The sequence below is a fragment of the Nocardia sp. NPDC056541 genome (genome assembly GCF_042794235.1).
Lineage (GTDB): Bacteria > Actinomycetota > Actinomycetes > Mycobacteriales > Mycobacteriaceae > Nocardia.
The window spans coordinates 114,309-128,640 of record NZ_JBHTUD010000013.1; the positions used below are offsets into that span (position 1 = coordinate 114,309).

13 protein-coding genes are annotated in these 14,332 nt (G+C 68.2%); 4 read left to right on the forward strand and 9 right to left on the reverse strand.

Going from position 1 to position 14,332, the window contains the following annotated elements; translation table 11 throughout:
• Positions 1–96: 96 nt before the first annotated feature.
• The 4 genes from egtD to egtA form a co-directional block, all read right to left on the reverse strand.
• Positions 97–1,068 carry an L-histidine N(alpha)-methyltransferase gene (gene egtD / locus ACFQ9R_RS23085; RefSeq protein ID WP_378993180.1) on the reverse strand — a complete coding sequence of 324 codons (972 nt, stop codon included), beginning with the start codon at positions 1,066–1,068 and terminating at the stop codon, positions 97–99.
• Entirely contained in the window at positions 1,065–1,907 is an 843-nt protein-coding gene (egtC, locus tag ACFQ9R_RS23090; RefSeq protein ID WP_378993182.1) for an ergothioneine biosynthesis protein EgtC, read from the reverse strand. The genes egtD and egtC overlap by 4 nt, the downstream gene beginning before the upstream one ends.
• Positions 1,907–3,241, reverse strand: a complete 1,335-nt coding sequence (egtB, locus tag ACFQ9R_RS23095) for an ergothioneine biosynthesis protein EgtB (RefSeq protein WP_378993185.1) — start codon at positions 3,239–3,241, stop codon at positions 1,907–1,909. Before egtB ends, egtC begins: the two co-directional genes overlap by 1 nt.
• Before the next feature lie 82 nt (positions 3,242–3,323).
• Positions 3,324–4,610, reverse strand: a complete 1,287-nt coding sequence (gene egtA, locus ACFQ9R_RS23100; protein WP_378993187.1) for an ergothioneine biosynthesis glutamate--cysteine ligase EgtA — start codon at positions 4,608–4,610, stop codon at positions 3,324–3,326.
• A 122-nt stretch (positions 4,611–4,732) separates the two neighbouring features.
• On the opposite strand from egtA, the gene ACFQ9R_RS23105 reads away from it, so the two are divergent.
• Positions 4,733–5,911, forward strand: a complete 1,179-nt coding sequence (locus tag ACFQ9R_RS23105) for an aminotransferase class V-fold PLP-dependent enzyme (protein ID WP_378993189.1) — start codon at positions 4,733–4,735, stop codon at positions 5,909–5,911.
• On the opposite strand, the gene ACFQ9R_RS23110 is transcribed toward ACFQ9R_RS23105, so the two are convergent.
• Positions 5,901–6,461 carry a TetR/AcrR family transcriptional regulator gene (locus ACFQ9R_RS23110; RefSeq protein ID WP_378993190.1) on the reverse strand — a complete coding sequence of 187 codons (561 nt, stop codon included), beginning with the start codon at positions 6,459–6,461 and terminating at the stop codon, positions 5,901–5,903. The genes ACFQ9R_RS23105 and ACFQ9R_RS23110 overlap by 11 nt on opposite strands.
• A 97-nt stretch (positions 6,462–6,558) precedes the next feature.
• Between ACFQ9R_RS23110 and ACFQ9R_RS23115 the strand changes: the two genes are divergently transcribed.
• Complete coding sequence (locus tag ACFQ9R_RS23115; protein ID WP_378993191.1) at positions 6,559–7,215, forward strand: lysophospholipid acyltransferase family protein; 657 nt, start codon at positions 6,559–6,561, stop codon at positions 7,213–7,215.
• Between the two features lie 122 nt (positions 7,216–7,337).
• Positions 7,338–8,981 carry a fatty acyl-AMP ligase gene (locus tag ACFQ9R_RS23120; RefSeq protein WP_378993194.1) on the forward strand — a complete coding sequence of 548 codons (1,644 nt, stop codon included), beginning with the start codon at positions 7,338–7,340 and terminating at the stop codon, positions 8,979–8,981.
• A gap of 42 nt (positions 8,982–9,023) precedes the next feature.
• Here the strand turns inward: ACFQ9R_RS23120 and pth are convergent, their stop codons facing one another.
• Together pth and ACFQ9R_RS23130 are read right to left on the reverse strand one after the other, a co-directional pair.
• Positions 9,024–9,602 (reverse strand): aminoacyl-tRNA hydrolase, encoded by a 579-nt coding sequence (gene pth / locus ACFQ9R_RS23125; protein ID WP_378993196.1) that lies wholly within the window; start codon positions 9,600–9,602, stop codon positions 9,024–9,026.
• Positions 9,603–9,623: 21 nt separating this feature from the next.
• Positions 9,624–10,241, reverse strand: a complete 618-nt coding sequence (locus ACFQ9R_RS23130) for a 50S ribosomal protein L25/general stress protein Ctc (RefSeq protein WP_378993198.1) — start codon at positions 10,239–10,241, stop codon at positions 9,624–9,626.
• A gap of 482 nt (positions 10,242–10,723) precedes the next feature.
• Between ACFQ9R_RS23130 and ACFQ9R_RS23135 the strand changes: the two genes are divergently transcribed.
• Positions 10,724–12,364 carry a peptide chain release factor 3 gene (locus ACFQ9R_RS23135; RefSeq protein WP_378636033.1) on the forward strand — a complete coding sequence of 547 codons (1,641 nt, stop codon included), beginning with the start codon at positions 10,724–10,726 and terminating at the stop codon, positions 12,362–12,364.
• 19 nt (positions 12,365–12,383) lie between these two features.
• Here ACFQ9R_RS23135 and ACFQ9R_RS23140 read toward each other — a convergent pair whose 3' ends face one another.
• Both ACFQ9R_RS23140 and ACFQ9R_RS23145 read right to left on the reverse strand, forming a co-directional pair.
• Positions 12,384–12,950, reverse strand: a complete 567-nt coding sequence (locus ACFQ9R_RS23140; protein ID WP_378993326.1) for a nuclear transport factor 2 family protein — start codon at positions 12,948–12,950, stop codon at positions 12,384–12,386.
• A gap of 240 nt (positions 12,951–13,190) precedes the next feature.
• On the reverse strand, positions 13,191–14,063 hold the full coding sequence (locus tag ACFQ9R_RS23145; RefSeq protein WP_378993200.1) for an Abi-alpha family protein: 873 nt from the start codon (positions 14,061–14,063) through the stop codon (positions 13,191–13,193).
• Positions 14,064–14,332 lie beyond the last annotated feature (269 nt).

Here is a 14,332-nt window from a genome sequence, read left to right on the forward strand (position 1 = left end):
ATGACATCACCGCCGACGCACCCCGCTGCGTGACGGCTCGGTTGCCGCCCTCCTGACCTGACCGCCGGCGCGCTCGGCCTGCCCCGGAGCCAGGACTCAGCGGCGTTCGGACAGGGACAAGATGAAGCGGTTGTCGGGGTCGGTCCAGGTGTGGGTGGGGGTGAAGCCGGCTCGGTGCAGTTCGGCGGCGAGGGAATCGGGGCGGAACTTGGCGGAGATCTCGGTGCGCATCTCTTCGCCCGCGGCGAAGTCGACGGTGAGGTTCAGACCGGCGACGGTGGCCGTCATCGCCTCGGTGGCGCGCAGGCGCATTTCGATCCACTCGTTCTCGGCGTCCCAGAGGGCGACGTGGTCGAATTTCTCGGGGACGAAATCGGCGTCGAGACGGTGGTTGAGGACGTGCAGGACATTGCGGTTGAATTCGGCGGTGACGCCCGCGGCGTCGTCGTAGGCGGGGACCAGGATCGCCGGGTCGATGACCAGGCCCGCGCCGAGCAGCAGCAGCTCGCCGGGTTCGAGGACCTCGTTGATGCCCGCCAGGAATTCGGCGCGCTCGGCGGGGACCAGGTTGCCGATGGTGCCGCCGAGGAAGGCGATCATGCGGCGGCCACCGCGGGGCAGGTTGTGCAGGGTGTCGGTGAAGTCGCTGACCACGCCGTGCACGGACAGGTTCGGGTACTCGGCTGCGATCTCGTCGGCCGCGCCGCGTAGCGCTGAGGCCGAGACATCCTGCGGAACATAGGTTTTCAGCGAACCTTCGGCGGTGAGCGCATCCAGCAGCAGACGGGTCTTGGCGGCGGAGCCCGAGCCGAGCTCCACCAGCACCTCGGCGCGAGCGGCCGCGGCGATCTCGCCGACGACCCGCTCGAGCAGGGCTCGCTCGGTGCGGGTCGGGTAGTACTCGGGCAGTTCGGTGATCCGCTCGAAGAGCTCGCTCCCGCGTGCGTCGTAGAACCACTTGGGCGGCAGCGACTTCGGGTCGGCGGTGAGACCGGTGCGGGCGTCGGTGCGCAAGGCCGCGGTGAGATCGTCGTCGGTGAGGTGAATGTCCAGCAGCGGCGCGGTCATGAACGGACCCTTTCGGTAGCGGGGAGTTCGAGTGCGGTGATGGTGCAGTGGCCGGGTGTGGCGGTGACCAGTTGGTGGTCGACGACGGATTGCCAGCGTGGGTCCGCGTCGTAGGGTTCGGACGAGAGCACGGCGTAGTCGTCGGTGACGAGCACCGACAGCGCATGCCAGCAGGTGGTGCCCCACAGCTGGATTCCGTTGCCGAGCAACAGGTTCAGGCGAGCGCTCGGCTGATACCGGAGAACGGTCGCGACCAGCAGCTGTAGGGCGTCGGCCGGGGAAGTGACGGGACCGGCGGGGTCGATCTCCCCGAGCAGGCCGCGCAGCAGCACCCACAGTGCGGCGGAATCGGTGAGCGCCTCTGCCTGCAGCAGCACCGCGGGTGAATCGAACAGCGTTGCGGTGGTGCAGATTTCACGCAGATCGGCGACGACGGCGACGAGCGTGGTTCGCCAGTCCGGCACGACGCCGTTGTGGCTGAAGGCCCAGTGTTCGTCGGTGAAGGGCGCGCAGGCGCAACGCTCCACCGGCATGCCGACGGTGGCCGAGCGGACGGCGGCGACGACCGACCGGGATTCGAGCTGCCCGAGCACTTCGGCGACGGCGGGGTCGGTCCAGATCGGGGCGTGGTTGCGGTAGCGGGTCACCGCGTCGCGGGCACCCTCCGTTCCCACATCGGCGCGGCGCCACCAGGCCACGCCGAAGCCGTCGGCGTTGATGGTGCCGCCCGCGCGCATGTCGACCGGCGCCCAGGACTGGGTGTAGAGCGAGTGGGGGCCGCGCAGAATCAGCTCGCCGACCCCCACCGGCGGGCCGACGTAACCGAGGTGCCTACACATCAGAGTTCGTCCTCGCGCAGATCTCGGGCGAGCCGGAACCCTGCGAAGATCTGCCGCCGGATCGGGTGATCCCAGTTGCGGAAGGTGGCACGGCAGGCGACCTCGTCGGTGCCGAAGGATCCGCCGCGCAGGATGCGGTAGTCACCGCCGAAGAAGACCTCCGAGTATTCGCGGTAGGGGAACGCGCGGAACCCGGGGTAGGCCTCGAAACCCGAGGAGCACCATTCCCAGACATCGCCGATGAGCTGGTGCACGCCGGTGGCCGACGCACCGGCCGGATAGGCGCCGATCTCGGCTGGTTCCAAATGTCGCTGGCCGAGATTGGCCAGGTGCGCGTCCGGTTGGTCCTCGCCCCACGGATAGCGCCGCGACGCACCGGTTTCCGGGTCGAAGCGGGCCGCCTTCTCCCATTCGGCCTCGGTCGGCAAGCGCTTGCCCGCCCACCGCGCGTAGGCCTCGGCCTCGAACCAGCACACATGCACCACCGGCTGATCGAGCCGCAGCGGGGTGCGGACGCCGAATGCCGTGCGCGTCCACCCGTCACCGTCGCGCTCCCAGAACTGCGGAGCGACCAAGCCTGCCTCCCCGCGGTGCGCCCAGCCGCGCTCCGACCACAGCTCGGACCGGTCGTAGCCCCCGTCGTCGAGGAAGGCGAGAAACTGCCCGTTGGTCACCGGCGCGACATCGATCGCGAAGCCGCCGACGTGCACCGGATGGGCGGGGCGTTCGTTGTCCAGCGCCCAGGGATCGGCCGAGGTCCCCATCAGGAATTCACCTGCGGGAAGGATGATTTCGCCACCTGCCGACGCCTGGGCGACCGGAGCGGGCGGCGCCGACAGGACCGGCGCGCCGATTCGCAATTGATGGGTGGCGAGCATGGTCTCGTCGTGCTGCTGTTCGTGCTGAGCGATCATGCCGAACGCGAAACCGTTGTCCACCAGCGGATTACCGGCCAGATCACTGGAATCGAGGACGTCGAGGACCTTTTCGCGCACCGAGCCGACGTAGCCGCGCGCCTGCTCGGGGTTGAGCAGCGGCAACGCGGGCCGGTTCGACCTGGCGTGCTTGAACGCATCGTAGAGCTCGTCGATATCGGCCCGCACCGCGTCGCGGCCTCCGACATCGCGCACCAGCCACAGCTCTTCCTGGTTCCCGATATGCGCCAGGTCCCAGACCAGCGGCGACATCAGCGGCGAATGCTGCGCGACGAGATCGGCTTCGTCCACGCTCTCGGTGAGCAGGGCGGTGCGGCGGCGAGCACGCGACAGGACCTCGGCGATGCGGGCACGCGTCCGGTCGCGGTCACTGTGGTCGGCGGGGGCGGAAAGAGTCACGAGAGCTCCGAAACAGGCAGGTCGACAACGACTTCGGACAGAAGGACAGCGGCATGCCGACCACGCGCCGCCGGCGAGATCATCACGACCCGCCCGCGCCGTTGCGTGCCGAGTCGACCTCGGCGAGTGGACTGCGGCCCGCACTACATCGGCGGGCCGCGGCGGCCAATTCCGCGGCAGCGGAGGGTGTTCGCGCATGCGCGGCGGCCAGGTCGAGCACGTCTACCGCAGCGCGGCGCAAGTGTGGGTCGAGCAGGCCGCAACGCGCCGACGTCAACCACTCCCCCGCGGTGGGCGCGGCGAGGGCTGTCGCCTCGGCGACGACAGCGGGGGTCGACAGCAGCGCGTCGAACAGGTGGATCGGGGTGGTCCACGCTTCACCGGGCTGGGTGTCGAGGTAGCGGACCTCGAGGTGACCGGATGCTCGGACCGGGGGAAAGAGGGTGGTCAGGTGGTAGTCCAGATCGGCGCGGGTCGGGCGGCGGCCCACTTCGTCGTCGAGGGCGCCCGACAGCCAATCGGCGAAGGTGGCGCCGGGAGGCGGGGACCAGTCGGCATCGACATCGGTGCAGCGCACACACAGCAGCGGCACGTCGAGAGCCCAGTGGGCATACGAGGTGATCGGGTCCGCCCAGTCGGCCACCGGGGGTCTGGAACGGGCAGGGTCGAGGCGCAACCAGGTGCGCATTCGCTGAGACGCCCAGTCGCCGCGTGGTACGCCGTGCAGGCGCGGTGAGCAGGCGAAGGCGGCGATGAGGGTGGGGCCGAGGACGTAGAGGGCGGTCCAGCGCGCCCGCACCTCGGCGGGATCGGCGCCCGCGTCCACGCTGACCTGCGTGGCGGCGGTGTTGCACATCATGAGGGTGCCGAAGGGGCCGACGCCGTCGAAATGACGTTCCATCGCCGCGTAGCGGGGCAAACGGAGCAGGCGCTCGGCGGGACGGCCCGCATCGGCGGCGGCGGCGAAGATACTGATCTCCTGGGCGGCGAGCAGGTCCCGCAAACGGGCCGCATCAGCGCGTAGATGCTGCGTCAGCGCGGCCGGATCAGCGAACGGTGCGCTGGAAAGTTCTATCTGACCACCGGGTTCGACGGTGACCAGGCTCCCGCCGGGCAGGGGAACCGCGGCGGAAGCGGGGGCGAGGGAGGTCGGTGCATGCGGCCCGAGGGCCGCTGCCAGCTGGTCGAGCGAGGGCCGCGAACCGGTGGGACCAGCGGTGAGCCACTCCAGTTCGGCGCCGATCAGCGCAGGTGGACCGAGCTTGAAACAGACGCCGCCGACATAGGCTTCGGCCGCCGCCCTCGACGACATTTCGCCCTGGTCGGGGGCATAATCGGGCCACGACGAACGTTCCAGGGTGACCGCCATACCAACCTCCACGTGCTGCGTGCTGCCGGGGAACCTGCGTTTCGCTCATTCCAGAGTAGCGAGGTCCACCGACAGAAAAAGTGACCAAAAGGGGAACGACTCGGGGCGCTATCGTCGTCACCATGCTTGACCTCGCCGCGATCAGAGCCGACACCGCAGGACTTGCCAACGGTCAGGTCTTCCTCGACAGCGCCGGATCGTCGCTGCCGCCGAAGATCGTCCTCGACACGATGATCACCCATTTACACCGCGAAGCGGAGATCGGTGGCTATCGGGCGGCTAATGAGCGTCTGGACGATCTCGCCGCGGTGAAGACCTCGATCGCGACGCTCATCGGCGCTACGCCCGGCACCATCGCCCTCAGCGACAGTGCGTCCCGGTCATGGGCCGATTTCGCCTATTCGGTACCACTGCGGCCCGGTGACCGGATCCTGATCTCCGGCGCCGACTACGCCAGCAACGCGATCGCCGCACTCCAGCGCGCGAAGCACACCGGTGCGGTGGTCGAGCGCATTCCCAGCGACGACACCGGCCGCCTCGACACCGACGCGCTCGCCGACATGCTCGACGAACGCGTGCGGCTGGTTTCGCTGCAACACGCCCCGACCAACGGCGGCCTCGTGAACCCGGTCGCCGAAGCCACCCGAATCGCCCACGAAGCCGGTGCGCTGGTACTGCTCGACGCCTGCCAGTCGACCGGCCAGCTGCCCATCGACGTCATCGAACTCGGGGTCGACGCCATGTCGACGACCGGTCGAAAGTGGTTGCGCGGCCCCCGGGGCACCGGGTTCCTGTATGTCCGTTCCGAATTGGCGCAGACCATGGAACCGGCCCGCCTCGACCTGCACAGTGCCGCGTGGGTGAGCCCCGGCGAATATCGTCTGGCCGACGACGCGGCCCGGTTCGAATTCTGGGAGTGCGGTGTCGCCGCCCGCCTCGGTCTCGGCGCCGCCGTCGACTACCTGCTCGAGCAGGGCTCCGACGAGGTCTACGCGGCCGTGGCCACCCGCGCCGAGTACCTGCGCAAGACCCTGCCGGAACTGCCCGGCGTGACCGTGCGCGATCTGGGCACCGAGCACAGCGGCCTCGTCTCGTTCACCGCCGACGGCCACGATCCCGAACAGCTGCGCGATCGGCTCGCCGAGCACGCGATCACCGTCACCGTCAGTCACGCGGGCTCCACCCTGCTCGACATGTCCGAGCGCACCCTGCCCGCCGTGCTGCGGGCCTCCCCGCACTATTTCGTCAGCCCGGCCGACCTGGACCGCTTCGTCGCGACGCTGGCCGACCTCACCCGCTGAGTCCCGCGAGGTGCTCGCGGACGATCCGGTCCACGAGCACCCGCGGATCCTGGTCGGGGGCAACGATCTCCAGCGTCCGGTTGACGGCGATCGTCGCCAAACCGTGCACATTGGTCCACAGGGCCAGCGCGCGCTGCGGCGCCGACTCCGGCGCCACCGCCGCGACCAACTCCACCACCTGCCCGTACAGCGGCCGCGTCGTCGCCCGCAGATTCTCGCCGGAGCCCGCCAGCAGATCGTGGCGGAACATCAGCGTGAACATCTCGGGCCGCGACACCGCGAAATCCACATAGTCAACGGCCATTCGGCGTAACCGTTCACGCGGGTCGTCGATCGTGTCGAGCATCGAGAACCGCTCGATCAGCTCCCCGAATCCGCGCGCCGCGATCGCCGCGAGCAGCGCCGCGTGCGTGGGAAACCACCGCCGCGGCGCGCCGTGGGAGACGCCGGCGGCCCGCGCGATCGCACGCAGCCCGAGTGCGCCGAAGCCGTCGGTTTCGAGCAGATCGACACCGACGTCGACCAGGCGCTCGCGCAACGATTCAGGCATACCGGCAATTCTGCACACCCGTTCACAGACCTTCGCGGTCGCCTGCGTAGACAGTGTCTACTAGTCTGCGTAGACACCGTCTACGAAGGGTCTGCCCATGTGGTACCTGCTGTGCAAATACGTCCTCATCGGCCCGGCGCTGCGCCTGCTCGGCCGCCCGCACGTCGAAGGGCTGGAGCACATTCCACGCACCGGCCCGGTGATCATCGCGGCCAATCACCTGGCCTTCATCGACTCGCTCTACCTGGCCCTGGTGATCCCGCGGCCGCTCACGTTCCTGGCGAAGCAGGAGTACTTCGCCGGCACGGGGTTGCGTGGGCGATGCAAACGCTGGTTCTTCACCGCCGCGGGCCAGGTACCGGTGGACCGCACCGGCGGCGACGCGGCCGCCGACGCGCTCGCGGCGGCCACCGCGATCCTCGACGGCGGCGGCGCCTGGGCAATTCACCCGGAGGGCACACGGTCACGGGATGGCAGGGTCTATCGTGGTCGCACCGGGGCGCTGCGCGTTGCCATGGCCACCGGGGCACCAGTGGTGCCCGTGGTCCTGGACGGTACCGATCGCATGAATCCTCGCGGTCGGAAACTGTTGCGTTTCACCAAGGTACGCATCACCGTCCACCCCGCGCGGCACTATCCCACAGCTGTTCATCACGCCCAGGTCAGAGCGGCAACCGACCTGCTGATGCGGGAAATTGCCACGCTATCGGGTAGACCATACGTAGACCGCTACGCAGCCACCTTCGCTGGCTAGGGCGCAACAGCAGGGGTGCTGGGGCGTCAGCCCGGGTTAACACGCGTGGGGCGGGGCGGGATTTCTTGTTGGGAGTGCAGAGCACGGCCGTAACCGATCGTTGGCGTAAAGGGAGACCGACGTTGAGCAGGTTCACCGACGAAATGTTTGGCACAGCGTTGACCAGCTCCAAGGGGCTGGTCACCGGAGAGCCGGAGGCACCACTGCGGCAGACCTGGGGGGACATTCATAGGCAGGCGCGGCGGATGGCGGGTGGTCTCGCGGACGCCGGGATCGGGCACGGCGACGCCGTCGGCGTGCTGGCCGGCCTGCCGGTCGACATCGCGCCTGCCTGCCAGGCCATCTGGATGCGTGGCGCTTCCATCACCATGTTGCATCAACCGACGCCACGCACCGACCTCGCGGTCTGGGTGCGTGACACCGAAACGGTGCTGCACATGATCGACGCGAAGGCTGTCGTACTCGGCGCGCCGTTCGCGGCGGCCGAACCGGTGCTGCGGGAACGCGGAATCATCGTGGTGCCGGTCGAGGACCTGCACCGAGGTGCCGATACCGATCCGGTGCCGACCACCGAGGGCGATATCGCGTTGCAGCAGTTGACGTCCGGTTCGACCGGATCCCCCAAGGCCGTCCGGATCACCCACGGCAACTTCAACACCAACGCGTACGCGATGTTCAACCGGGTCAAATTCCAGCTCGACGACGACGTGATGATCAGCTGGCTGCCGCTGTTCCACGACATGGGGATGGTCGGATTCCTTAGCGTACCTATGCAATTCGGCGCCGAGGTGGTGTGCGTGACGCCACTGGACTTCCTTGCCAGGCCACTGCTGTGGGCCGAGCTGATCGACAAGTATCGCGGAACTGTCACCGCCGCGCCGAATTTCGCGTACTCCCTGCTGGCCCGGCGCCTGCGTCAGGCCGAACCGGGCTCCCTGGACCTGTCCAGCGTGCGTTACATGTGGAACGGCGCCGAACCGGTCGACCCCGACACCATGATCGCCCTCGCGGCGGCGGGCGACCAGTTCGGGCTCAGCCCGATGGCACTCACGCCGGTGTACGGCATGGCCGAGACCACCCTGGCCGTATCGATTCCCGACCCCGGCAACGGGCAGGTGCTCGACGTGATCGATGCCGACCTGCTCGAGGTCGTCGGCAAGGCGGTACCGATCGCCGAGGACGGCCACCACGGCACCCCGCGCAGGCTGCCCACGCTGGGGCACCTGGTCGACGATCTGGAGGGGCGCGTCGTCGACGCCGAACGTCAGCCGCTGCCGGTCCGCTCGGTCGGCGTCATCGAATTGCGCGGCCCCGCTGTCACTTCGGGCTATGTCACCGTCGACGGCTTCCGCCCCGCCAAGGACGCCGACGGCTGGCTCGACACCGGCGATATCGGCTACTTCACCGAAGACGGCCTGATGGTGGTATGTGGGCGCATGAAGGACGTCATCATCATGGGCGGGCGCAACATCTACCCCACCGACATCGAACGAGCCGCACTGCGCGTACCGGGCGTGCGCCCCGGCAACGCGGTCGCGGTGCGCCTCGACGCGGGGGAGAAACGCGAAAGCTTCGCGGTGGTGGTCGAATCCAACGACTACCAGGAGGCCGACGAGGTGAAGCGCATCGAGCGCGAGATCGTCCACGAGGTCTTCGCCGAAGTGGGCTCGCGCCCGCGCACCGTGGCCGTGCTCGGCCCCGGAGCTCTCCCGAAGACCTCCTCGGGCAAACTCCGCCGCTCGGCCACCGCGGTGCACCTGCGCTGAGAACGAACTCGGCGCGCCAAGTGCCTTGGCGCGCCGAGTGTCTCAATGCAGGTTGTTCTGGGCTGCTTCCAGCCCGACCTTCAACAGCAGCTCCACCGCGTCGGCGGCCTGCTCCACGATCACCGGAACCTCTTTGCGCTCCGGCGCGGCGAAGGGCTTGAGGACGTAGTCGGCCGGATCCTGTCGACCGGGCGGGCGCCCGATCCCGATCCTGGTCCGCAGATATTCCTTGGTGGTCAACGCCTGCGAGATAGACCGCAGCCCGTTGTGACCACCCTCGCCGCCGCCCTGCTTGAGCTTGAGCGTCCCGAACGGCAGATCCAGCTCGTCGTGGATCACGATCACCTGGTCCACCGGCACCGAGAAGAACTTCGCCAGCGCGGCCACCGGCCGCCCGGACAGATTCATATAGGTGCGCGGCTTCGCGATGAGGATCTGACGCCCGTCCAATCGCGCCTGGAGCAGATCGGCACCGGACTTCTTGTGCACGGCAAAACGGCCGCCGACGCGCTCGGCGAGCACATCGGCGACCAGGAAGCCCACATTGTGGCGGGTGCGCTCGTACTCGGAGCCGGGGTTACCCAGTCCGACTACGAGCGCGGGCCCGGAAGATTCGGTCACAGGCCGAACCGTAGCGCAGTCTTACTCGGACTCGGGAGCGGTCTCCGCGGTCTCGGCCTCGGCGCCTTCGCCCTCTTCGTCCAGCTTGGCGGCCGACGGCGCTTCGATCACGTTGACGATCAGCGACTCCGGGTCGCCGGCCAGGGTGACGCCGGCGGGCAGCGCGATGGAGCCGGCCAGGATCTGGGTGCCCGCCTCGATGCCCTCGACCGAAACCTCGATGGTCTCGGGGAGCTTCATCGCGTCGGCCTCGATCGACAGGGTGTTGGCTTCCTGGGTGATCAGGGTGCCGGAAGCGGCCTCGCCGGTGACGACGACGTTGACGTCGGTGGTGACGCGCTCGCCACGCTTGACGATCAGCAGGTCGGCGTGCTCGATGTAGCGACGGATCGGGTGCACGACGACCGACTTGGTCATCGCCAGCTGCGGCTGGCCGTCGATCTGCAGGTTCAGGATGGCGTTGGTGCCGTGCAGGCGCAGGATCGCGGCGAACGCCTTGGCGTTCAGCGACAGGTGCTGCGGCTCGGCGTGGTGGCCGTACAGCACGGCGGGCACGTTGCCGTCGCGACGGGTGCGGCGGGCGGCACCCTTACCGAATTCGGTGCGGACGGCAGCTTCGATCAGATTGGCGTCGGACATACTGAATGCGCTCCTACGGCTGGTCATGGGTGACCCAACTCCGGGGTCAAGGTCTACTCGTCGGACGAAAGAACGAACGAGGACGGCCCAAACAAACTCAGCCGAGCCGCGTCGATCACGGTGTGCGCACCAAACGGGCACTCACCCTCGCCGAGACAACCCGCCAACCATACCGCATAGCAATCCGCGATCTGAAACCGCCATGACCGCACTCCGAACCCCCACCTGCGACCCATAGGGAGCAGCGGCCACAAAGTGGCCGGTCGCGGCCGGGTCGCCGGTCAGCCGCCGGGGCGTACGCGACGAAGGAGCAAGCCCCGGTGGCTAACCGGCGGCCCCCAGGGGCCGCGACTCGAGCGCACCAGCGCTCCAAAAAACACAGCGTCAAACCTCCTGGGACTACCGAACAATTGATCCCCCCTGTGACCACCCCTTCAGCCCCTCGTACCCTGGAAAGGCTGCCCCCACCGAAAGGCTCCCCTTTGTCCGAGTCCGGAGAGAACGTCGCCCCCACCCCCCGCGGGTTACCCGCCGAGGTGGCCCGTCGGCGCACGTTCGCCGTGATCTCGCACCCCGACGCGGGTAAGTCGACGCTCACCGAAGCGCTGGCCCTGCACGCCAGGATGATCTCCGAGGCGGGCGCCATCCACGGTAAGGCCGGTCGCAAGTCGACGGTGTCGGACTGGATGGAAATGGAGAAGGCGCGCGGTATCTCGGTCAGTTCGACCGCGCTGCAGTTCAACTACCGCGCCGCCGGGTCCGATATCGACAATGTGATCAACCTCGTCGACACCCCCGGCCACTCCGATTTCTCCGAGGACACCTACCGGGTGCTCACCGCCGTCGACGCGGCGGTGATGCTGATCGACGCGGCCAAGGGCCTCGAGCCACAGACGCTCAAGCTGTTCCAGGTGTGTCGCCACCGCGGCATCCCGGTGATCACCGTGATCAACAAGTGGGACCGGCCGGGTCAGGCCCCGCTCGAACTGCTCGACGAGATCAGCGAGCGGATCGGCCTCACCCCCACACCGCTGTTCCTGCCGGTCGGCATCGCGGGCGATTTCCGCGGCCTGCTGCGTCGCGGACCGGAAGGCGAGGCCGCCGAGTACATCCACTTCACCCGCACCGCCGGTGGCGCGACCATCGCACCCGAGGAGTACCTGACCGCCGACGAAGCCGAAGCCCGCGAGGGTGAGGCGTGGACGACCGCGGCCGAAGAGAGCGAACTGCTCTCGGCGACCGGGCAGGACCACGATCAGGAGATGTTCCTGGCGGGCCAGACCTCGCCGGTGATCTACGCCTCGGCCATGCTGAACTTCGGTGTGCGCCAACTACTCGAGACGCTGGTGCAGCTCGCGCCCGCGCCCGGCTCACGCGAGGACGTGACGGGCAAGGAACGCACGACCGGTGACCCGTTCAGCGCGGTGGTGTTCAAGGTGCAAGCGGGCATGGACACCGCCCACCGCGACCGGTTGGCGTTCATGCGGATCGTCTCCGGCGAATTCGAGCGCGGCATGGTGGTGACCCACGCGCAGACCGGTCGCCCGTTCGCCACCAAATACGCGCTGACGGTCTTCGGCCGCGAGCGCACCACGGTCGACACGGCCTACCCCGGCGATGTGGTCGGCCTGGTCAACGCCACCGCGCTCGCGCCGGGTCACACGTTGTTCGTCGAGAAGAAGGTGGAGTACCCACCGATCCCGAGCTTCGCCCCCGAGCATTTCGCGACGCTGCGCGCGCAGAGCGCGGGCAAGTACAAGCAGTTCCGCAAGGCCATCGACCAGCTCGATTCCGAGGGCGTGGTGCAGGTGCTGCGCAACGACGCGCGCGGTGACGCCACCCCGGTGCTGGCCGCGGTCGGTCCGATGCAGTTCGAGGTGGTCACCGCACGGATGCAGGGCGAGTTCAACGTCGAGACCCAGCTGGATTTCCTGCCCTTCACGCTGGCACGGCGCACCGACGCGGAGTCGGCGCCCGAACTGGATCGCCAGCGCGGGGTCGAGGTGTTCACCCGCACCGACGGCGTGATCCTGGCGCTGTTCAGCGACAAGTGGCGGCTGCAGTACATCGAGAAGGAACACCCGAAACTCACGCTGGAACCGCTGGTCGCGACCGCGGACTGACGCTGTCTGGGCCGGAGGTTCAGGCGGCAGGCCCGGGATTGCGTTCCACCGAGGAGATGTGGTTCTCCTGGGCGATCATTCCCCAGCGGCTCGCGGTGAGCCGCAGGCTGGGCAGATCGCTGAGCGAGAGCACTACTTCGTAGGTGCGCTCGTACCCGGTGTGCGAGATGCGCCAGTGCCCGTCCTCGCAGCGCACATAGCTGTCGGTATAGAAGGCCGCGCCGCGCAGACACATGTTGTGTTCGGGAATGATCACCGTGTCGGCCAGATACCAGGTGCCGGAGGCGGTGTCGCCGTCGACATCGATCTCGGGGTGGTCGCAGCGATGCTCGGTGATCACGTGCGGTCCGAGGGTGTTGCGCAGGAAGGCCAGGAAGGCCTCGCGCGACTCGAACTGCAGATACTCGCTATAGGTGGCGGTCGCCTCGGGAACCAGGGTATCGGCGAACTCGTCCCACGACTTGGTGTCCAGGCTGCGCAGATAGCGGTATTTCAGCCTGCTGATCGCGATGCGATCGTCGGGGTCGTCCGGCGGGCGCTCGATGGGTGCGGGCTGTTCGTCGTCGTCCGACGGCGCTGTCACCATCCATGCCTCCCCCGAGTCCGCCCCGGCGACCAACGGCTCGTCCTCGCCGGGCAGCACCGGCGCAGGCCCTGCCCACGCGGCCGCGACAGGTTCGTCGACGTGCACGTTCGGTGATTCCGGGCCCTGCTCCATTTCTCCACGATCCCACCAGAAACGGCTCGCCGCCCGTTCTGTATCAGATCGCTATCACTGCCGAAACCGGAGTGTGACCTCCGGCGCCGGCCTGCCCGGCTGTCTGAGCTACCCGATGGTGAAGCAGGTGCGGCAGAAATCCTCGCCGAATTCCGACAGACGCAGGCTCTTGCGCACGATCTTGGGCGCGCGGCCCGCCTTCTTGAGCGCGTGTTCCACGACGGGCTGCACTTCCAGCACCATGTACCGGCTCAGCACCACCGGATCGTCGGAGGTGAGCGTGAGGCCGAGACGGTTGAGATTGATCAGGTAGGACCGAGCGCGGTCCGGGTAGCGCACGCCCGCCTGTTCGGGGACCGAGGTGAGGTCGCCCTGCACCAGCTCCGAGCCGATGCCGAGCGGGCGGTTGGTGCGCACGTCGACCGAGGGCTGCGGACCGTTGAGGGCCATGAATCGCAGGATGCGGGCCTCGTCGGGAGCGACCTCGTCGAGGATGCGGTCGTAGGCCGGGTGCACGTCCTCGGTGAAGTACACGTCGGCCGAACGGGCCAACAGCGCGTCGCCGCGTCGCCGCAGGTCATCGGTAGTGGCCGAGCGCAGGTACGGGCCGACGGTGATGGCCTGCTGCGACGAGCCGTTCGGCGTCGGCACATAGCTGACGATCTCGCGCACCGACCCCTCGGTGACGCCGAGTGCGCTGCGCGCGATGGAGCGCAGGGCATTGCCGGTGCGCTCGGCGATATCGGCGGAGGATTCGCCGTCCAGCGCCGCCTGCGCCAGCTCCTTGGTGACCTCGTAGGTGGTGCCGACAGCCCATTGGCTGCCGCGCACCGCGGTACCGGCGGCCAATCCGGCGGCGCGGAAGACGCCACGGATCAGCCGTGCTTCATTACTGATCTGTCGCTGCTCGACGTCCGAGCTGCGCTCGACGGCGCGGGTACCGGCACGGGCCAGGTCCTGTCCGGTCCTGTCGTCTGTCACGTCCTACTCCGAAGTCTCGCCATGTGAACAGTGCCACCACCTACCGCGCGTCCCCTCTGCACGGTATTTGTGGCCTGTCACGAAAGGTGGTGGTGGTCATTGTGTCCGACTCGCCAAGACGAGTACGTCATTCGGGACAGGTTCTGTGACTGATGTCTCAGACACTACCCTGTGGCCTGACACACGACGAATGGACCCAGTTCCTCATCTCACAGTAGGGTCACCTCGCCGCGGGGGTGATAAATTTTTGGTTCTCGGTGAGGCGGTGG

Excerpts from the sequence above, each read along its gene's own strand:
- ACFQ9R_RS23130 (WP_378993198.1), bottom strand. The coding sequence starts at position 10,241 with ATGTCCGACGCCAATCTGATCGAAGCTGCCGTCCGCACCGAATTCGGT.
- ACFQ9R_RS23110 (WP_378993190.1), bottom strand. The coding sequence starts at position 6,461 with ATGCCTGAATCGTTGCGCGAGCGCCTGGTCGACGTCGGTGTCGATCTG.
- ACFQ9R_RS23115 (WP_378993191.1), top strand. The coding sequence starts at position 6,559 with ATGTGGTACCTGCTGTGCAAATACGTCCTCATCGGCCCGGCGCTGCGC.
- ACFQ9R_RS23105 (WP_378993189.1), top strand. The coding sequence starts at position 4,733 with ATGCTTGACCTCGCCGCGATCAGAGCCGACACCGCAGGACTTGCCAAC.
- ACFQ9R_RS23140 (WP_378993326.1), bottom strand. The coding sequence starts at position 12,950 with ATGGTGACAGCGCCGTCGGACGACGACGAACAGCCCGCACCCATCGAG.
- egtC (WP_378993182.1), bottom strand. The coding sequence starts at position 1,907 with ATGTGTAGGCACCTCGGTTACGTCGGCCCGCCGGTGGGGGTCGGCGAG.
- egtA (WP_378993187.1), bottom strand. The coding sequence starts at position 4,610 with ATGGCGGTCACCCTGGAACGTTCGTCGTGGCCCGATTATGCCCCCGAC.
- egtD (WP_378993180.1), bottom strand. The coding sequence starts at position 1,068 with ATGACCGCGCCGCTGCTGGACATTCACCTCACCGACGACGATCTCACC.